The organism is Streptomyces kronopolitis (assembly GCF_050953795.1).
In the GTDB taxonomy this organism is placed as follows: domain Bacteria; phylum Actinomycetota; class Actinomycetes; order Streptomycetales; family Streptomycetaceae; genus Streptomyces; species Streptomyces kronopolitis_A.
The window spans coordinates 2,074,738-2,094,285 of sequence record NZ_CP191850.1; the positions used below are offsets into that span (position 1 = coordinate 2,074,738).

The 19,548-nt window shown below is 70.5% G+C and carries 16 protein-coding genes; 5 read left to right on the forward strand and 11 right to left on the reverse strand.

Annotation, left to right across the window (positions count from 1 at the left end):
• Positions 1-8: 8 nt before the first annotated feature.
• Entirely contained in the window at positions 9-992 is a 984-nt protein-coding gene (locus ACQP17_RS09095; RefSeq protein WP_433855804.1) for a heme o synthase, read from the reverse strand.
• Positions 993-1,461: 469 nt separating this feature from the next.
• On the opposite strand from ACQP17_RS09095, the gene tkt reads away from it, so the two are divergent.
• Genes tkt through pgl form a run of 5 tightly spaced genes read left to right on the forward strand, consistent with a single transcriptional unit; the run spans position 1,462 to position 8,072 of the window.
• The gene (gene tkt, locus ACQP17_RS09100; protein WP_433855805.1) at positions 1,462-3,582 is read left to right on the forward strand and encodes a transketolase; all 2,121 of its coding nucleotides are present in this window, start codon (positions 1,462-1,464) and stop codon (positions 3,580-3,582) included.
• Positions 3,583-3,616: 34 nt separating this feature from the next.
• A complete protein-coding gene (tal, locus tag ACQP17_RS09105; protein WP_433855806.1) occupies positions 3,617-4,735 on the forward strand; it encodes a transaldolase in 1,119 nt (372 codons plus the stop codon).
• 6 nt (positions 4,736-4,741) lie between these two features.
• Positions 4,742-6,274, forward strand: coding sequence for a glucose-6-phosphate dehydrogenase (zwf, locus tag ACQP17_RS09110; RefSeq protein ID WP_433855807.1), 1,533 nt, complete (start codon positions 4,742-4,744; stop codon positions 6,272-6,274).
• Positions 6,271-7,293, forward strand: a complete 1,023-nt coding sequence (gene opcA, locus ACQP17_RS09115; protein WP_433855808.1) for a glucose-6-phosphate dehydrogenase assembly protein OpcA — start codon at positions 6,271-6,273, stop codon at positions 7,291-7,293. Before zwf ends, opcA begins: the two co-directional genes overlap by 4 nt.
• Positions 7,290-8,072 carry a 6-phosphogluconolactonase gene (gene pgl / locus ACQP17_RS09120; RefSeq protein WP_364877144.1) on the forward strand — a complete coding sequence of 261 codons (783 nt, stop codon included), beginning with the start codon at positions 7,290-7,292 and terminating at the stop codon, positions 8,070-8,072. The genes opcA and pgl overlap by 4 nt, the downstream gene beginning before the upstream one ends.
• A gap of 93 nt (positions 8,073-8,165) precedes the next feature.
• Here the strand turns inward: pgl and pgi are convergent, their stop codons facing one another.
• From pgi to uvrC, 10 genes are all read right to left on the reverse strand, one after another.
• Entirely contained in the window at positions 8,166-9,821 is a 1,656-nt protein-coding gene (gene pgi / locus ACQP17_RS09125; RefSeq protein WP_433859861.1) for a glucose-6-phosphate isomerase, read from the reverse strand.
• Positions 9,822-10,109: 288 nt separating this feature from the next.
• Entirely contained in the window at positions 10,110-10,445 is a 336-nt protein-coding gene (locus tag ACQP17_RS09130) for an RNA polymerase-binding protein RbpA (RefSeq protein WP_006606296.1), read from the reverse strand.
• A gap of 155 nt (positions 10,446-10,600) precedes the next feature.
• Positions 10,601-10,837, reverse strand: coding sequence for a preprotein translocase subunit SecG (gene secG, locus ACQP17_RS09135; RefSeq protein ID WP_189099770.1), 237 nt, complete (start codon positions 10,835-10,837; stop codon positions 10,601-10,603).
• Positions 10,838-10,977: 140 nt separating this feature from the next.
• On the reverse strand, positions 10,978-11,733 hold the full coding sequence (tpiA, locus tag ACQP17_RS09140) for a triose-phosphate isomerase (RefSeq protein ID WP_433859862.1): 756 nt from the start codon (positions 11,731-11,733) through the stop codon (positions 10,978-10,980).
• Between the two features lie 38 nt (positions 11,734-11,771).
• Complete coding sequence (locus ACQP17_RS09145) at positions 11,772-12,974, reverse strand: phosphoglycerate kinase (RefSeq protein WP_433855809.1); 1,203 nt, start codon at positions 12,972-12,974, stop codon at positions 11,772-11,774.
• A gap of 113 nt (positions 12,975-13,087) precedes the next feature.
• Positions 13,088-14,092, reverse strand: a complete 1,005-nt coding sequence (gene gap, locus ACQP17_RS09150) for a type I glyceraldehyde-3-phosphate dehydrogenase (RefSeq protein ID WP_189099766.1) — start codon at positions 14,090-14,092, stop codon at positions 13,088-13,090.
• A 312-nt stretch (positions 14,093-14,404) separates the two neighbouring features.
• Positions 14,405-15,394, reverse strand: a complete 990-nt coding sequence (gene whiA, locus ACQP17_RS09155; protein WP_018091880.1) for a DNA-binding protein WhiA — start codon at positions 15,392-15,394, stop codon at positions 14,405-14,407.
• Positions 15,385-16,449: a gluconeogenesis factor YvcK family protein gene (locus ACQP17_RS09160; protein WP_433855810.1), complete on the reverse strand. Its 1,065-nt coding sequence runs from the start codon at positions 16,447-16,449 to the stop codon at positions 15,385-15,387. The genes whiA and ACQP17_RS09160 overlap by 10 nt, the downstream gene beginning before the upstream one ends.
• On the reverse strand, positions 16,446-17,390 hold the full coding sequence (gene rapZ / locus ACQP17_RS09165; protein WP_364877135.1) for an RNase adapter RapZ: 945 nt from the start codon (positions 17,388-17,390) through the stop codon (positions 16,446-16,448). The genes ACQP17_RS09160 and rapZ overlap by 4 nt, the downstream gene beginning before the upstream one ends.
• A complete protein-coding gene (uvrC, locus tag ACQP17_RS09170; RefSeq protein WP_433855811.1) occupies positions 17,387-19,483 on the reverse strand; it encodes an excinuclease ABC subunit UvrC in 2,097 nt (698 codons plus the stop codon). The genes rapZ and uvrC overlap by 4 nt, the downstream gene beginning before the upstream one ends.
• Positions 19,484-19,548: the final 65 nt, after the last annotated feature.

Here is a 19,548-nt window from a genome sequence, read left to right on the forward strand (position 1 = left end):
CACACCCTCTAGCGGAGGAAGGGGTCCACGGCGACGGCGACGAACAACAGGGACACATAGGTGATGGACCAGTGGAACAGCCGCATCTCCTTGAGCTTGGCGCCCGTGATCCCGGCCTTGGCGCGGGCCTGTAGGCCGTGCGCCTCCTTGAGCCAGAAGGCGCCGCAGAGGAGGGCGACCGCGGTGTACAGCCAGCCGGTGTAGCCCAGCGGCTGGAGCAGCAGGGAGACGCCGACCATCACCCAGCTGTAGGCGACGATCTGGCGCGCGACGACCTTGTTGCCCGCGACGGCCGGCAGCATCGGCACCCCGACCCGCTCGTAGTCCTCCTTGACCTTCATCGACAGCGGCCAGTAGTGCGGCGGCGTCCAGAAGAAGATGACGAGGAAGAGGATCACCGCGGCCCAGGAGAACGAGTTCGTCACCGCGGACCAGCCGATGAAGACCGGCATGCATCCCGCGATGCCGCCCCAGACGATGTTCTGGGTGGTGCGCCGCTTGAGGATCATCGTGTAGACGACGACGTAGAAAAGCAGCGCTCCGAGCGACAGCGCCGCCGACAGCGGGTTGACGAAGTACCAGAACCAGGCGGTGGAGCCGACCGCGAGGGCGGTCGCGAAGACCAGGCACTCACGGGGCGAGACCATGCCGGTGACCAGCGGCCGCTGCGACGTGCGGTCCATCAGCGCGTCGATGTCGCGGTCGAGGTACATGTTGAAGGCCGCGGCGCCGCCGGCGGAGAGGTACCCGCCGACGCAGGTCGCCAGGACCAGCCACAGATCGGGCACCCCCTGGGCCGCCAGGAACATCACCGGCACCGTGGTCATCAGCAGCAGCTCGATGACCCGTGGCTTCGTCAGCGCCACGAAGCCCTTGACACGGGCCCCGAACGGCCGGTCACCGGGACTCGCGGAGACCTCAGAGGGCTCGCCCACTGCCTGGACGGCGTGGGCGGTACCCCCACCCGCAGGACGGGATTCGACGGCCGTCACGCACACCCCTGGAAGTAACATCAGCGGCCTCTGCCGCAGAAGAGATAAGGCCTGCAAGCTCCTTCGGCGGTCTGGACCCGTCGGGGAAGGGCTTGCGCGTACCACGCCACTTTAGACGTTGGCCATACGGCGATCTTCGCGGGGGTGGGCTCGTGTTGGGCACCGGGCACCGGCCGCCCGGGCGCCGGGGCCCGCCGTCGCACCCGCTCCCTCCCCTGCGTTCGGGAGGCGGACCGGACCGGCGCCCGGCAGTCTGGTGGTACGGCCGCCCGGTCCGGGCCGGGAATGCGCCGGGTGCCGATGTGGTTGCCCGAAGCGACTGCCACGACGCCCCGCACCGACCGACTGAGCGCCGGAAACGTCGACTGAGCGTCGAAAAGACGCACGCACTTGCGGGGGTAGGCTCGACACCGCCTGGCGGACATACCGTCCGCGGCATTCGACATGTGGAGAGGAGCCCTGACGCAGGGTGAGCACCAAGCCGACCACCACAGATCTCGAGTGGAACGAACTGGACCAGCGGGCGGTGGACACCGTTCGTGTCCTGGCCATGGATTCCGTGCAGAAGGTCGGTAACGGCCATCCGGGTACGGCCATGAGCCTGGCCCCGGCCGCCTATCTTCTCTTCCAGAAGCTGATGCGGCACGACCCGGCGGACGCGAACTGGACCGGTCGCGACCGGTTCGTCCTCTCCGCGGGCCACTCCAGCCTGACGCTCTACATCCAGCTCTTCCTCGCCGGCTACGGCCTGGAGCTGGACGACCTGAAGGCGTTCCGGACCTGGGGCTCGAAGACCCCCGGCCACCCGGAGTACGGCCACACCACCGGCGTGGAGACCACCACCGGCCCGCTGGGCCAGGGTGTCGCCAACGCGGTCGGCATGGCGATGGCGGCACGCTACGAGCGCGGCCTGTTCGACCCGGAAGCCGCCGAGGGCACCTCCCCCTTCGACCACACCATCTACTGCATCGCCGGTGACGGCTGCCTCCAGGAGGGCATCTCCGCCGAGGCGTCCTCCACCGCGGGCCACCAGAAGCTCGGCAACCTCGTACTGCTGTGGGACGACAACCACATCTCCATCGAGGGCGACACCGAGACCGCGGTCTCCGAGGACACCCTCAAGCGTTACGAGGCCTACGGCTGGCACGTCCAGCGCGTCGCACCGCTGCCCAGCGGCGACCTCGACCCGGTCGGTCTGGCCCGGGCCCTGGAGGCCGCGAAGGCCGAGACCGGCCGCCCGTCGTTCATCGCGATGCGCTCGATCATCGCCTGGCCGGCCCCGAACGCCCAGAACACCGAGGCCGCGCACGGCTCGGCGCTGGGTGACGAGGAGGTCGCGGCCACCAAGCGCGTCCTGGGCTTCGACCCCGAGAAGTCCTTCGACGTCGCCGACGAGGTGCTGGGGCACACCCGTGGCGCCCTCGACCGCGGCCGGGACGCCAAGAAGGAGTGGGAGAAGTCCTTCGCCGCCTGGCGCACCGCCAACCCGGAGCGCGCCGCGGACTTCGACCGGATCGCCGCGGGCGAGCTGCCCGAGGGCTGGGAGGAGCACCTCCCGGCGTTCGAGACCGGCAAGGCGGTGGCCACCCGCGCCGCGTCCGGCAAGGTGCTGCAGGCGCTCGGTGCCGTCATCCCCGAGCTGTGGGGCGGCTCCGCGGACCTCGCGGGCTCCAACAACACCACGATCGACAAGACCTCGTCGTTCCTGCCCGAGGGCAACCCGCTGCCGGGCGCCGACCCGTACGGCCGCACGATCCACTTCGGCATCCGTGAGCACGCCATGGCCGCGGAGATGAACGGCATCACGCTGCACGGCAACACCCGGGTCTACGGCGGCACCTTCCTGGTGTTCTCCGACTACATGCGCAACGCCGTCCGGCTGTCCGCGCTGATGCACCTCCCGGTGACGTACGTGTGGACGCACGACTCCATCGGTCTGGGCGAGGACGGCCCGACCCACCAGCCCGTCGAGCACCTGGCCTCGCTGCGCGCCATCCCGGGCCTGAACGTCGTCCGCCCGGCCGACGCCAACGAGACCGCGATCGCCTGGCGCGAGATCCTCAAGCGCTGGACGAAGGAGTACGGCGTGGGGGCCCCGCACGGCCTCGCGCTGACTCGCCAGGGTGTGCCGACGTACCCGGCCAACGAGAACGCCGCCAAGGGCGGTTACGTGCTGTTCGAGGCCGAGGGCCCCGACGGCGGGGACGCCGCACCGCAGGTCGTGCTGATCGGCACCGGCTCCGAGGTGCAGCTCGCCGTCGCGGCGCGCGAGCAGCTGCAGTCCGAGGGCGTCGCCACCCGTGTGGTGTCGATGCCGTCGGTCGAGTGGTTCGAGCAGCAGGACCGGGACTACCGCGAGAGCGTGCTCCCCCCGGCCGTGAAGGCCCGGGTCGCCGTCGAGGCCGGCATCGGCCTGACCTGGCACCGCTACGTCGGCGACGCCGGCCGCATCGTCTCCCTGGAGCACTTCGGTGCCTCGGCCGACGCCAAGGTCCTCTTCCGCGAGTTCGGGTTCACCCCGGACGCGGTCGCGGCCGCCGCCCGGGACTCGCTCGCCGCGAGCACCGGTGCCGACGCGACCGCACGCTGACGCCCGTACACGACACGTAGGAGATGCAAAACCCATGACAGACGCACTCAAGCGCCTCTCCGACGAAGGCGTAGCGATCTGGCTGGACGACCTGTCGCGCAAGCGCATCACGTCCGGCAACCTCGCCGAGCTGATCGACCAGCAGCACGTCGTCGGTGTCACCACGAACCCGTCGATCTTCCAGAAGGCGATCTCCTCGGGCGACGGCTACCAGCAGCAGGTCGCCGACCTCGCCGCCCGCAAGGTCACCGTCGAGGAAGCCATCCGCATGATCACGACGGCGGACGTCCGCAACGCCGCCGACATCCTGCGGCCGGTCTTCGACTCCACCGGCGGCCAGGACGGCCGGGTCTCGATCGAGGTCGACCCCCGCCTGGCGCACAAGACCGGTGCGACCATCGCCGAGGCCAAGCAGCTGGCGTGGCTGGTGGACCGCCCGAACACGCTGATCAAGATCCCGGCCACCAAGGCGGGCCTCCCGGCGATCACCGAGGTCATCGGCCTGGGCATCAGCGTCAACGTCACGCTGATCTTCTCGCTGGAGCGCTACCGCGAGGTCATGGACGCCTACCTCGCGGGCCTGGAGAAGGCCAAGGCCGCGGGCCTGGACCTGTCCCTGATCCGTTCGGTGGCGTCGTTCTTCGTGTCCCGGGTGGACACCGAGATCGACAAGCGCCTGGAGAAGCTCGGCACGGACGAGGCCAAGGGCCTCAAGGGCAAGGCCGCGCTGGCCAACGCCCGACTGGCCTACCAGGCGTACGAGGAGGTCTTCTCCTCCACGCGCTGGGCCGCCCTCGACAAGGCCGGCGCCCACAAGCAGCGCCCGCTGTGGGCCTCGACCGGCGTCAAGGACCCGGCCTTCAAGGACACGCTGTACGTGGACGAGCTGGTCGCCCCGGGCACGGTCAACACCATGCCGGAGGCCACCCTGGAGGCCACCGCGGCCCGCGGTGAGATCACCGGTGACACCATCCGCGGCCGGTACGACACGGCCCAGGCGGACCTCGGTGCGCTCGCGAAGCTCGGGATCTCGTACGACGATGTCGTGCAGCTCCTGGAGGACGAGGGCGTGGAGAAGTTCGAGGCCTCCTGGACCGACCTGCTCAAGTCGACGGAGGCGGAGCTCAAGCGCCTCGCTCCCTCGGAGGGCTGATCTCCTTTGTCCGATGCAAGCGGAGCCAACCCGCTTCGTGACCCCGCAGACCGACGGCTCCCGCGTATCGCGGGGCCGTCGGGTCTGGTCATCTTCGGCGTCACGGGCGATTTGTCCCGTAAAAAGCTGATGCCCGCGGTGTACGACCTGGCCAACCGTGGTCTGCTTCCGCCCGGTTTCTCCCTCATCGGGTTCGCCCGTCGTGAATGGGAGCACGAGGACTTCGCGCAGGAGGTGTACGAGGCGGTCAAGCAGCACTCCCGTACGCCGTTCCGCGAGGAGGTCTGGCAGCAGCTGGTCCAGGGCTGCCGTTTCGTCCAGGGCACCTTCGACGACGACGAAGCCTTCGAGACGCTCAAGCAGACGATAAGCGAGCTCGACAAGGCCCAGGGCACCGGCGGCAACTTCGCCTTCTACCTCTCCGTGCCGCCGAAGTTCTTCCCCAAGGTCGTCCAGCAGCTCAAGAAGCACGGGCTGGCCGACCAGAAGGAGGGCTCCTGGCGCCGCGCGGTCATCGAGAAGCCCTTCGGCCACAACCTCCAGAGCGCCCAGGAGCTCAACCGGATCGTCCACGACGTCTTCCCGACGAACGAGGTCTTCCGGATCGACCACTACCTGGGCAAGGAGACGGTCCAGAACATCCTGGCGCTGCGCTTCGCCAACACGATGTTCGAGCCGCTGTGGAACCGCAGCTATGTCGACCACGTCCAGATCACCATGGCCGAGGACATCGGCATCGGCGGCCGGGCCGGCTACTACGACGGCATCGGCGCGGCCCGGGACGTCATCCAGAACCACCTCCTCCAGCTGCTCGCGCTGACCGCCATGGAGGAGCCGGCCTCCTTCGAGGCGGACGCGCTGGTCGCGGAGAAGACCAAGGTGCTGGGCGCGGTCAAGATCCCCAAGGAGCTCGGCAAGGAGACCGTCCGGGGGCAGTACGCGGCGGGCTGGCAGGGCGGCGAACAGGCCGTCGGCTACCTGGAAGAGGACGGCATCGACCCCAAGTCGAAGACCGACACCTACGCCGCCGTCAAGCTGCGGATCGACAACCGCCGCTGGGCGGGCGTCCCGTTCTACCTGCGCACCGGCAAGCGGCTGGGCCGCCGGGTCACCGAGATCGCGGTGGTCTTCCAGCGCGCCCCGCACTCCCCCTTCGACCACACCGCCACCGAGGAGCTGGGGCAAAACGCCCTGGTCATCCGGGTGCAGCCGGACGAGGGCGTGACCGTGCGGTTCGGATCGAAGGTGCCCGGCACCTCGCTGGAGGTGCGCGACGTCTCGATGGACTTCGCGTACGGGGAGTCCTTCACGGAGTCCAGCCCCGAGGCGTACGAGCGGCTGATCCTGGACGTCCTGCTGGGCGACGCGAACCTCTTCCCCCGGCTGGAGGAGGTCGAGCAGTCCTGGCGCATCCTCGACCCGATCGAGGAGTACTGGGACAAGCACGGCAAGCCCGCGCAGTATCCGGCGGGCACCTGGGGTCCCACCGAGGCGGACGAAATGCTCGCACGAGACGGACGGAGCTGGCGCCGGCCATGAAGATCGATCTGACCGAAACCACAGCCAGCAAGATCAACAAGGCGCTGGTCGAGGGCCGCCGCGCCGTCGGCACCCCCGCCATCGGCATGGTGCTCACCCTCGTCATCGTCACCGACGAGGAGAACGCCTACGACGCCCTCAAGGCCGCCAACGAGGCCTCGCGGGAGCACCCCTCCCGCACCCTCGTCGTCGTCAAGCGGGTCAGCCGGTCGCCGCGCGACCGCGCCAAGGCACGCCTGGACGCCGAGGTGCGGGTCGGCACGGACGCCGGCACCGGCGAGACGGTCATACTCCGGCTCTACGGCGAGGTGATCGACCACGCCCAGTCCGTGGTGCTGCCGCTGCTGCTGCCGGATGCCCCGGTGGTGGTCTGGTGGGCGGTGAACGCCCCTCTGGACCCAGCCAAGGACCCGCTCGGCGCGCTGGCCCAGCGCCGGGTCACCGACGCCTACGCCGCCGAGCAGCCGGTACGGGAGCTGTCCGCCCGCGCGGAGACCTACACGCCGGGCGACACGGACCTGTCCTGGACCCGGATCACGCCGTGGCGCTCGATGCTGGCGGCGGCGCTGGACCAGGAACCCTGCACGGTCGCCTCGGCCGAGGTCGAGGGCGAGGAGTTCAACCCCAGCTGCGAGCTGCTCGCCATGTGGCTGGCCGACCGGCTGAAGATCCCGGTCAGCCGCAAGGTGTCGGCCGGCCCCGGCCTGACCGCCGTCCGCATGGACTCCAGCATCGGCTCGATCGTGCTGGACCGCCCGGACGGTTCGCTGGCCACGCTCTGCATGCCGGAGCAGCCCGACCGTGCGGTGGCGCTCAAGCGGCGCGACACCTCCGAGCTGCTCGCCGAGGAGCTGCGCCGGCTCGACCCGGACGACATCTACGCCGCCGCGCTCAAGTACGGCGTGGACCGCCTCGGCACGGGCAAGGACTCCGCCCCGGCGGACGCGGAGCCGGCCGGGAGCGCCTCGGCCAAGCCCGCGGCGAAGAAGGCGCCCGCGAAGAAGGCAGCCGCCAAGTGAGTGCTCCGCAGGTCGTCGTCCACCGCGACAAGGAGCTGATGGCCAAGGCGGCCGCGGCCCGGCTGATCACCAAGATCGTGGACGCCCAGTCCGCCCGGGGCTCCGCCTCGGTGGTGCTGACCGGCGGGCGCAACGGCAACGGGCTGCTCGCAGCCGTCGCCGAGGCGCCCGCCCGGGACGCGGTGGACTGGTCCCGGCTCGACCTGTGGTGGGGCGACGAGCGTTTCGCCCCGGACGGCGACCCGGAGCGCAACCACACCCAGGCCCGGGAGGTGCTGCTGGACAGCGTCCCGCTGGACCCGGCCCGGGTGCACCCGATGCCCCCCTCGGACGGCCCGTACGGCAATGACGCCGATGCCGCCGCCGAGGCCTACGCGGCCCGGCTCGCCGCGGCCGCGGGACCCGAGGACCACGGCCCGGTGCCGTCCTTCGACGTCCTGCTGCTCGGCGTCGGCCCGGACACCCATGTCGCCTCGCTCTTCCCGGAGCTGCCCGGGGTGCGCGAGCAGGAGCGGACGGTGGTCGGGGTGCACGGTGCACCCAAGCCGCCGCCGACCCGGGTCTCGCTGACCCTGCCCGCGATCCGCGCGGCACGGGAGGTCTGGCTGCTGGCGGCGGGCGCGGACAAGGCCAACGCCGCGGCCATGGCCCTGTCCGGGGCCGGCGAGGTCCAGGCCCCGGCGGCCGGTGCCCGCGGCCGCAGCCGGACCCTGTGGCTGCTGGACGAGGCCGCCGCGGCGCAACTGCCGCGCGGGCTCTACCCGCCGGCGTCGGCCTGACCGGCCCGGCCCCCGTCCCGCCGAAGGCCCCGCACCCCTCAAGGGTGCGGGGCCTTCGGCGTCAGCGCCGCCCGCCGTCGGGACGCGGCGGGATCAACGCCCGCGCAGTGCGCGGTACCTGGCGACCAGACCGGCCGTCGAGGCGTCCAGCCCCGGTACCTCGGCGCCCTCGGTCAGCGCGGGCTCGACCCGCTTGGCCAGGACCTTGCCCAGCTCCACGCCCCACTGGTCGAAGGAGTCGATGTTCCAGACCGCGCCCTGGACGAACACCTTGTGCTCGTAGAGCGCGATCAACTGGCCCAGCACGGAGGGGCTGAGCTCCTTGGCCAGGATGGTGGTGGTGGGGCGGTTGCCCGGGAAGGTCTTGTGCGGGACCAGTTCCTCGGCCACGCCCTCGGCGCGCACCTCGTCCGGCGTCTTGCCGAAGGCCAGCGCCTGGCCCTGCGCGAAGAGGTTCGCCATCAGCAGGTCGTGCTGCGGCACGAGACGGGGCTGCAGATCGGCGACCGGCTCGGCGAAGCCGAGGAGGTCGGCCGGGATCATCTTGGTGCCCTGGTGGAGCAGCTGGTAGTAGGCGTGCTGGCCGTTGGTGCCGGGCGTGCCCCAGACGACGGGCCCGGTCTGCCAGGTGACGCGCTGTCCGTCACGGTCCACCGACTTGCCGTTGGACTCCATGTCCAACTGCTGGAGGTAGGCGGTGAACTTGGAGAGGTAGTGGCTGTAGGGCAGCACGGCATGGGACTGGGCGTCCCAGAAGTTGCCGTACCAGATGCCCAGCAGGCCCATCAGCAGCGGGGCGTTCTCGTGCGCCGGGGCGGAGCGGAAGTGCTCGTCGACGAGGTGGAAGCCCGCCAGCATCTCGCGGAAGCGCTCGTGGCCGATCGCGACCATCAGCGACAGGCCGATGGCGGAGTCGAAGGAGTAGCGGCCGCCGACCCAGTCCCAGAACTCGAACATGTTGTCCGGGTTGATGCCGAACTCGGTGACCTTCTCGGCGTTGGTCGACAGCGCCACGAAGTGCCGGGCGACGGCGTCCGCCCCGTCCACGCCCAGCCCGCTCAGCAGCCACTCGCGCGCCGAGGTGGCGTTGGTGATCGTCTCGATGGTGGTGAAGGTCTTCGAGGCGATGATGAACAGCGTCTCGGCCGGGTCCAGATCACGGACCGCCTCGTGCAGGTCGGCGCCGTCCACGTTGGAGACGAAGCGGAACTGCATGTCCCGGTGGGTGTAGGCGCGCAGCGCCTCGTACGCCATCGCCGGGCCCAGGTCGGAGCCGCCGATACCGATGTTGACGACGGTCTTGATGCGCTTGCCGGTGTGGCCCTTCCAGTCACCCGAGCGGACCCGGTCGGCGAAGGTGCCCATCTTCGTCAGCACGGCCTGCACGCCGGGGACGACGTTCTCCCCGTCGCTCTTGACGACCGCCGAGCCGGGCGCGCGCAGCGCGGTGTGCAGCACGGAGCGGTGCTCGGTGATGTTGATCTTCTCGCCGCGGAACATCGCGTCCCGCAGCCCGGCCACGCCGGTCGCCGAGGCCAGTTCGCCCAGCAGCCGCAGCGTCTCGTCGGTGACCAGGTGCTTGGAGTAGTCCAGGTGCAGATCGCCCACCTGGAGGGTGTAGCGCTCGGCGCGCGCCGGATCCCGCTCGAACAGCTCGCGCAGATGCACCTTCCCCAGCTGCTCGCGGTGCTTGCTCAGCGCGGTCCACTCGGGCAACTGGTCGAGCCTGCTGCGGCCTTCTGCGTTCATCTCGGACATCTGCCTTCTTCGTCTCGTAGCGGCCCCGCCGTCTCCCAACCTAATTGATCAGCGCACGGTGGGGGGCACCTCACCACTCGAGCGAAGCCGGGAGGGGAGGAAGGCATCCGTCCGCCGCCGGACGGGGCGGTGTCGAGGGGCTGAAGAACCGGTGTCGGCGCACGCGGGGGGCCGCGCCGGGAGCGCTCTCCCGCGGCCCCCCGGGGGCACATACGCGGCCGGCCCGGCCGGAGGGCGTGCTGCCCTCCGGCCGGGCCGGCCGGTGTGTGTACGGGTCCGTCAGATCTCGCCGCGGAGCTTGGCGAGCGCCTCCGCGAGGATCGCCTCACCGTCGGCGTCGCTGCGACGCTCCCGGACGTAGGCGAGGTGGGTCTTGTACGGCTCGGTGCGCGGCGGGTCCGGCGGGCTGTCCCGGTCCTTGCCTGCCGGGAAACCACAGCGCGGGCAGTCCCAGGTGTCCGGAACCTGCGCGTCGCCGGCGAAGCTGGGCTGCGTCTCGTGCCCGTTGGAGCACCAGAAGGAGATGCGGGTGCGCGGCGCGGACTCGCCGCGCTCGGCCTCCCCCATCGGCCCCGCCCCGACCCGACTTCCTCGGATCGCGTTGCCACTTGCCACGGTCGTAACTCCCTGCGTAATGGTGCTGCACAGCCTCTCGCAGCAGCTGCGCTGCGGAACGCCCCAGTCTACGTAAGGCCCAACGCGCGTCCAGTGGCTGGAGTTACCCGTCCGAGGACGCCACCCTCATGATAGGCCGCGTCTCCGACGCCTCGTCAGTTGCCGAGCTTCATCAGGATGCCGAGCACGACGATGCAGGCGAACCACAGCAGCGCGATCACGATGGTGATGCGGTCGAGGTTACGCTCGGCGACCGAGGAGCCACCGACCGAGGACTGCATGCCGCCACCGAACATGTCGGACAGGCCGCCGCCCTTCCCCTTGTGCATGAGCACCAGCATCATCAGCAGCAGGCTGAAGACGATGAGGGCGATCGAGAACCCGATGACCACGGCTGGACCAACTCTCTAGGACTGACGGACGGACGAATGGATCAGTGTCTGTGAAGCTTATGCTGCGGGGCCGGGGCGGCGCTGCTGCACCGGTCCCGGCCCCGACAGGGTACGACGAGGGTTCCCCCTCGTCATAGCCGCTACTGGTCGCGGAAGCGGACGATCTTCACGAATTCGTCCGCGTCCAGCGCCGCGCCGCCGATCAGCGCGCCGTCGACGTCGGGCTGCGCCATGATCGCGGCGACGTTGCCGGACTTGACCGAGCCGCCGTACTGGATGCGGACCTTGTCGGCCAGCTCCTGGCTGTAGAGCTCGGCGAGGCGGCCGCGGATGGCCCCGCAGACCTCCTGCGCGTCCTCGGGGGTGGCGACCTCGCCGGTGCCGATGGCCCACACCGGCTCGTAGGCGATCACGATCGTCTCGGCCTGCTCGGCCGGGACGTCCGCCAGACCGCCGTCGACCTGGGCGAGGGTGTGCGCGACCTGGTTGCCGGCCTTGCGCACGTCCAGGCCCTCACCGACGCACAGGATCGGGGTGATCCCGTTCTTGAAGGCGGCCTTGACCTTGGCGTTGCAGATCTCTTCGTTCTCGCCGTGGTACTGGCGGCGCTCGCTGTGGCCGACGGCCACGTACGCGCACTTGAGCTTGGCCAGCATCGGGCCGGAGATCTCGCCGGTGTAGGCACCGGACTCGTGCGCGGAGATGTCCTGGGCGCCGTACTTGATCTTGAGCTTGTCGCCGTCGATCAGCGTCTGCACCGACCGCAGGTCGGTGAAGGGCGGCAGGACCGCGACCTCCACGGCGTCGAAGTCCTTGTCGGCGAGGGCGAAGGCGAGCTTCTGGACGTGGGCGATGGCCTCCAGGTGGTTGAGGTTCATCTTCCAGTTGCCCGCCATCAGCGGGGTACGGCCGTCGTTAAGAGCAGTCACGGTGTTCAGTCCTCCAGAGCGGCGAGGCCGGGGAGCGTCTTGCCTTCGAGGTATTCGAGGCTGGCGCCGCCGCCGGTCGAGATATGGCCGAAAGCATTCTCGTCGAAGCCCAGCAGCCGGACCGCGGCGGCACTGTCGCCGCCGCCGACGACGGTGAAGGCGTCCGAGTCCAGCAGGGCCTGCGCGACGGCCCGGGTGCCGCCCGCGTAGTCGGGGTGCTCGAAGACACCCATCGGGCCGTTCCAGAAGACCGTGCCCGCGTCGGCGAGCTTCGCGGCGTAGAGCTCGCGGGTCGCGGGGCCGATGTCCAGGCCCTCCTTGTCGGCCGGGATGCCGTCCGCGGCGACGGTGTCGGGGTGCGCCGGGGCCTTGGTCTTCAGGTCCGGGAACTCGGCCGCCACCAGGACGTCGACGGGCAGGACGAACTCCACGCCGCGCTTCTCGGCCCGTGCGAGGTACTCCAGGCAGGCCGGGACCTGGTCCTCCTGGAGCAGCGAGATGCCGACCTCGTGGCCCTTGGCCTTGAGGAAGGTGTAGGCCATCCCGCCGCCGACCAGGATCCGGTCGGCCTTCTCGATCAGCTGGTCGATGACGGCGAGCTTGTCGGAGACCTTGGCACCGCCGAGCGCGACGACGTAGGGGCGCTTGACGTCCTCGGTGAGCTTCTTCAGGACGCCGACCTCGGTGGCGATCAGGTCGCCGGCGGCGTGCGGAAGGCGCTTCGGCAGGTCGAAGACGGAGGCGTGCTTGCGGTGCACGGCGCCGAAGCCGTCGCCCACGTACAGGTCGGCGAAGGCGGCGAGCCGGTCGGCGAAGGCGCCGCGCTCGGCGTCGTCCTTGCTGGTCTCGCCCGCGTTGAAGCGCAGGTTCTCCAGCACGGCGACCTGGCCGTCCGCCAGCGCGGCGGTCACGGAGGCGGCGGACTCGCCGACCGTGTCCGTCGCGAACGCCACGTCCCGACCGAGGAGTTCACCCAGCCGCTTCGCCGCGGGGGCGAGCGAGAAGGCCGGGTCCGGAGCACCCTTGGGGCGGCCCAGGTGCGAGGCGACGATCACCCTGGCGCCGCGCTCGACGAGCTTGGCGATCGTCGGGACGACGGCGCGGATCCGGCCGTCGTCGGTGATGGTGGTGCCGTCCAGCGGCACGTTGAGATCAGCGCGGACAAAGACGCGCTGTCCGGCGACCTGAAGGTCGTCGATCGTCTTCATGAGGAAGTGACTCCGTTTGCGTAGGTCGGTCACGGGACGGGGCCCGTACGACGCATTTTTGCGCCCTACGAGCCCCGTCCTCACATCTCGGTACCCCCGGTGTCAACCAGAGATCAGAGCTGGCCGCCGACGAAAGTGGTCAGATCCACCAGGCGGTTGGAGTAGCCCCACTCGTTGTCGTACCAGCCCACGACCTTGACCTGCTTGCCCTGCGACATCGTCAGCTTCGAGTCGAAGGTGCAGGAGGCCGGGAAGTTCACGATGTCCGAGGAGACGATCGGGTCCTCGGTGTACTCGAGAATGCCCTTGAGCTGGCCCTCGGCCGCCTTCTGGAAGGCGGTGTTGATCTCGTCCTTGGTGACCTCGCGCTCCAGCTCCAGCACCAGGTCGGTGACCGAGCCGGTGGGGACCGGCACGCGCATGGCGATGCCGTCCAGCTTGCCCTTGAGCTGCGGGAGGACCAGGGCGGTGGCCTTGGCGGCACCGGTCGAGGTCGGGATGATGTTCTCCGCGGCGGCGCGGGCGCGGCGCAGGTCGCTGTGCGGGAAGTCCAGGATCCGCTGGTCGTTGGTGTACGCGTGGACCGTGGTCATCAGGCCCTTGACGATGCCGAAGTTCTCGTCGAGCACCTTCGCCATCGGCGCCACACAGTTGGTGGTGCAGGAGGCGTTGGAGATGACGTGGTGCTGGGCCGCGTCGTACTTGTCCTGGTTGACGCCCATCACGATCGTGATGTCCTCGTCCTTGGCGGGCGCGGAGATCAGGACCTTCTTGGCGCCGGCCTGGAGGTGCTTGGCGGCGTCGGCCTTCTTGGTGAAGATGCCGGTCGACTCGATGACGATGTCGGCGCCCAGCTCCGCCCAGGGGAGGTTCGCCGGGTCACGCTCGGCCATCGTCTTGAAGGTCTGGTTGCCGACGGTGATGGTGTCGTCGGTGTGGCTGACGTTCTGCTTGAGGCGACCCAGAATGGTGTCGTACTTCAGCAGGTGCACCAGAGTGGCGTTGTCGGTCAGGTCGTTGACACCGACGATCTCGATGTCCGCACCCTGCTCCAGGAGCGCGCGGAAGTAGTTGCGACCAATGCGGCCGAATCCGTTGATGCCTACGCGGATCGTCACGAACCGATCTCCTCGTTAGGTACGCCGATGAGTTACCGGCGAGCTGTATGGGCTGTCCCCGACCGCCTCCGACCCTACCCCCAATAAGAGACGTACGTGACATTGACAAACGGGCCTCCGATACCTCAAACGAGCAGTCCCGGCCGCGCACTTCATCGGCTGTTCCCGCCGGTCAAACGGGCTTTCGCCCCCTCAAACGAGCACCCCCGGCCGCGCCCTTCGAGGCTCGCTCGCGCCGGCCCCCGGTAACACAGTTCCGGGAGTGACACAAGGGCATCAGGGAGCAGCCGGGGGTGTAGGCGGCGCGGGCGGTCAGCCGACCATGCCCTCCGCGAGTTCCTCGGTGAGGTTGGATTCCGTGCCGGGAATGCCGAGGTCCTGCGCCCGCTTGTCGGCCATCGCCAGCAGCCGGCGGATCCGGCCCGCGACGGCGTCCTTGGTCAGCGGCGGATCGGCGAGGGCGCCCAGCTCCTCCAGGGAGGCCTGCTTGTGCTCCATGCGCAGCCGGCCGGCCGCGGCGAGGTGCTCGGGGACCTCCTCGCCGAGGATCTCCAGGGCCCGCTGGACCCGGGCGCCCGCGGCGACCGCGGCGCGCGCCGAGCGGCGGAGGTTCGCGTCGTCGAAGTTGGCCAGGCGGTTGGCGGTGGCGCGCACCTCGCGGCGCATCCGCCGCTCCTCCCACGCGAGCACCGACTCGTGCGCACCGAGCCGCGTCAGCAACGCGCCGATGGCGTCACCGTCACGGACGACGACGCGGTCCACGCCGCGCACCTCGCGGGCCTTGGCGCCGATGCCGAGCCGGCGGGCGGCGCCGACCAGCGCGAGCGCCGCCTCGGGTCCGGGGCAGGTGACCTCCAGCGACGAGGACCGGCCGGGCTCGGTCAGCGAGCCGTGGGCCAGGAAGGCCCCGCGCCAGGCCGCCTCGGCGTCGCAGGTCGCGCCGGAGACCACCTGTGGGGGCAGGCCCCGGATCGGGCGGCCACGGCCGTCCACCAGGCCGGTCTGCCGCGCCAGCTGGTCGCCGCCGGCCACGACCCGTACGACGTAGCGGCTGCCGCGCCGCAGCCCGCCGGGGGCCATCACCACCAGGTCGGAGCTGTGCCCGAAGATCTCCAGGATGTCCTTGCGCAGGCGCCGGGCGGCGATGCCGGTGTCCAGCTCCGCCTCGATCACGATGCGTCCGCTGACCAGGTGCAGACCGCCCGCGAACCGCAGGATCGACGAGACCTCCGACTTCCGGCAGCAGGTCCGGGTGACGGGGAGCCGGGAGATTTCATCCTTCACCGCTGCCGTCATCGCCATGGGCCGATCCTTCCATGCATCCGAAAAATACGGTCGTACGCGGCTGCCAGCAGCTCCGGGTCGTGCCGGTCGGGGGCTCCCCCGGCGCTCGACCGGGCGTCGTCTCCTCGTGCGGCGACCGCCGCCAGCTCGACCTCGCTGCCGACCAGCTGCTTTGCGGCAGCGGTCAGGCCTTCGGCGTCGGGCACGGCGGCCTTGTCGGCCAGCACCACGTCGAAGGCGAGTTTAGGGGCGTGTCGGGCCAAAACCTCCAAATGACGCTGCGGGGAGAAGCCATCGGTTTCGCCCGGTTGGGGCGCAAGGTTGAGCGAAAGGACCTTTCGGGCCTTGGTCTCCTCCAGCGCTTCGCGCAGCTCGGGCACCAGCAGATGCGGGATCACCGAGGAGAACCAGGACCCGGGGCCGAGCACCACCCAGTCGGCGTCGCGCACGGCGGCGACCGCCTCGGGCACGGCCGGCGGCTCCTCCGGGACCACATGGACGGATTGCACCTCGCCGCAGGTCAGCGCGACGGTGGCCTGCCCGCGGACCGTGGTGATCTCGTCCGGGCGCGCCGCGTCGTGCCCCTTGACCTGGGCCTGGAGCTCCAGGGGGACCGCCGACATCGGCAGCACCCGGCCGTGCGCGCCGAGCAGCTTGCCGACCAGGTCGAGCGCCTGGACATGATCGCCGAGCTGCTCCCACAGCGCGACGATCAGCAGATTGCCCACCGCGTGGTCGTGCAGCTCCCCCTCGCTCTGGAATCGGTGCTGGATCACCCGCGACCAGGTCTGGCCCCAGTCGTCGTCGCCGCACAGGGCGGCCAGCGCCTTGCGCAGGTCGCCGGGCGGCAGGACGCCCAGTTCGTCGCGCAGCCGGCCGCTGGAGCCGCCGTCGTCGGCGACCGTGACCACGGCCGTCAGATCACCGGTGATCCGGCGCAGCGCGGTCAGCGAGGCCGACAGGCCCATGCCGCCGCCGAGCGCGACCACCTTGGGGGTGGCGCCCTTCGTCGTCCGCCCGCTGGGCACGAAGCGGCGGACCCGGCGCAGCCGCGGAGGGGTACGCCCGCTCACTCGCGCCCCATGTCGCGGTGGACGATGACGGTTTCCACCCCTTCGGAGACCAGGCGGCGGCCGAGCTTCTCGGACATCGCGACGCTGCGGTGCTTGCCGCCCGTGCAGCCCACGGCGATGGTCACATAGCGCTTGCCCTCGCGGCGGTAGCCCTCCGCGACGATCCGCAGCAGCTCGGCGTAGCCGTCCAGGAACTCCTTGGAGCCGGGCTGGCTGAAGACGTAGCCGGAGACCTCGTCGTTGAGGCCCGTGAAGGGGCGCAGCTCGGGGACCCAGTGCGGGTTGGGGATGAAGCGGCAGTCGATGACCATGTCGGCGTCGACCGGCAGGCCGTACTTGAAGCCGAAGGACATGACCGTGGCACGCAGTTCGGGGACCTCTTCGCCGGCGAACTGGGCGTCCATCTTGGCGCGGAGTTCATGGACGTTGAGGCTGGAGGTGTCGATGACCAGGTCGGCGTCGCCGCGCAGCTCACGCAGCAGATCGCGCTCGGCGGCGATGCCGTCGACGATCCGGCCGTCGCCCTGGAGGGGGTGCGGGCGGCGCACCGACTCGAAGCGGCGCACCAGGGCCTCGTCGGAGGACTCCAGGAAGACGATGCGGCGCTTGACGTTCTGCGCGTCGAGGGTGGCCAGCGACTCCTTGAGGTTGGCGAAGAACCGGCGGCCGCGGACGTCGACGACGACCGCGATCCGGGCGACGTTGCCCTGGGAGCGGGCACCCAGCTCGACCATCGGCGCGATCAGCTCGGGCGGGATGTTGTCGACCACGAACCAGCCGAGGTCCTCCAGGCACTTCGCGGCCGTGCTGCGGCCGGCGCCGGACATCCCGGAGATGATCACCAACTCGGGGATCGCGGCGCTCTCGCCCTGGTCGGTCGTGCCCGTGTTCACCTGTGCACCGTCTCTCTCGGGTTCCTGCGCTTCGTGCGGTGTGCTCATCGTTCCTGCCCCCGTTCTGCCGACAACGCGGCCGGTGGGACCCCGTCGTCTTCAATGATCTCTCCTGTGGCGGTGTTCACCGCGGGGGCGGACGGTGCCGCCCCGGCCAGCGCCGCGGCGACCGTCTCGGCGGTCTTGCGGCCGACGCCCGGGACCTCGCAGATCTCCTCGACCGTCGCGGCCCGCAGCTTCTTCAGCGAGCCGAAGTGCTTGAGCAGCGCCTGCCGGCGGGTCTCGCCCAGCCCGGACACGGCGTCCAGCGGCGAGGCCTTCAGCCGCTTGCCGCGCTTGGTGCGCTGATACCGCAGGGCGAAGCGGTGCGCCTCGTCACGGACGCGCTGGAGGAGGTAGAGGCCCTCGCTGCTGCGCGGCATCACCACCGGGTCGTCGTCCCCGGGCAGCCAGACCTCTTCGAGGCGCTTGGCCAGGCCGCAGACGGCGACGTCGTCGATGCCGAGCTCGTCCAGGGCCCGGCGGGCGGCCGCGACCTGCGGGGCGCCGCCGTCGACGACCACGAGCTGGGGCGGGTAGGCGAACCGCTTGGGGCGGCCGTCCTCGTCGACCGGGCGGCCGGCGCCCGGCTCCAGGGCGCCGTCGCTCTCCCCGGGAGCCCCGGCCTGCGCGGGCGCGTCGCCGGCGGGCTCCTCCGTCCACTCGCCGGACCGCTGCTTCTCCTGGAGATAGCGCCGGAAGCGGCGGGCGATGACCTCGTGCATGGACCGGACGTCGTCCTGGCCCCGGCCGTGCCAGACCTGCTCGTCGCCGACCCGGCCCTTGATCTGGAAGCGGCGGTATTCGCTCTTGCGGGCGAGGCCGTCCTCGAACACCACCATGGAGGCGACCACATCATCGCCCTGGAGGTGGGAGATGTCGAAGCACTCGATGCGCAGCGGCACCGAGTCCAGGTCGAGGGCCTCGGCGATCTCCTCCAGCGCGCGGGAGCGGGTGGTCAGGTCGGAGGCGCGCTTGGTCTTGTGCAGCGCCAGCGCCTGCTGGGCGTTGCGGCCGACCGTGGCCATCAGGTCCTTCTTGTCGCCGCGCTGCGGGATCCGCAGCGAGACCTGGGAGCCGCGGCGGTCGGAGAGCCACTGCGCGACCGGCTCGACGGGCTCGGGCAGCGCCGGGACCAGGACCTCCTTGGGGACCGCGTCGCCCCGCTCCTCGCCGTAGAGCTGCTGGAGGGCGTGCTCGACGAGGTCGCCGGTGGTGACGGCCTCGACCTTGTCGGTGACCCAGCCGCGCTGGCCGCGGACCCGGCCGCCGCGGACGTGGAAGATCTGGACGGCGGCTTCGAATTCGTCCTCGGCGACGGCGATCAGGTCGGCGTCGGTGGCGTCGGCGAGCACGACGGCGCTCTTCTCCATGGCCCGCTTGAGCGCCCCTATGTCGTCCCGCAGCCGGGCGGCGCGCTCGTACTCCATCTCCTCGGCGGCCTCCTGCATCCCCCGCTCCAGGCGGCGGAGGTAGGCGCCGGTGCGACCGGCCATGAAGTCGCAGAATTCCTCGGCGAGTTCACGGTGCTCCTCGGCGGAGACCCGCCCGACACAGGGGGCCGAGCACTTGCCGATGTAGCCCAGCAGACAGGGACGGCCGATCTGGGCGGAGCGCTTGAACACGCCGGCGGAGCAGGTGCGCACCGGGAAGACCCGCAGCATCAGATCGACGGTCTCGCGGATGGCCCAGGCGTGGCCGTAGGGGCCGAAGTAGCGCACGCCCTTCTTCTTGGCGCCGCGCATGACCTGGACCCGGGGGAACTCCTCGTTGAGGGTCACCGCCAGATACGGATAGCTCTTGTCGTCGCGGTACTTGACGTTGAAGCGGGGGTCGAACTCCTTGATCCAGGTGTATTCGAGCTGGAGCGCCTCGACCTCGGTGGACACGACGGTCCATTCCACGGCGGCGGCGGTGGTGACCATCGTGCGGGTACGCGGATGGAGGCCGGCCAGGTCCTGGAAGTAGCTGGCCAGGCGCTGGCGCAGGCTCTTGGCCTTGCCGACGTAGATGACCCGGCCGTGCTCGTCGCGGAACTTGTAGACCCCCGGCGAGTCGGGGATCTGTCCCGGCTTGGGTCGATAGCTGCTGGGGTCTGCCATGCCCACCACCCTACTGACCACCACCGACAATCACGGCGCCCCGGCCACTGCGCGCTGGCCCCGGC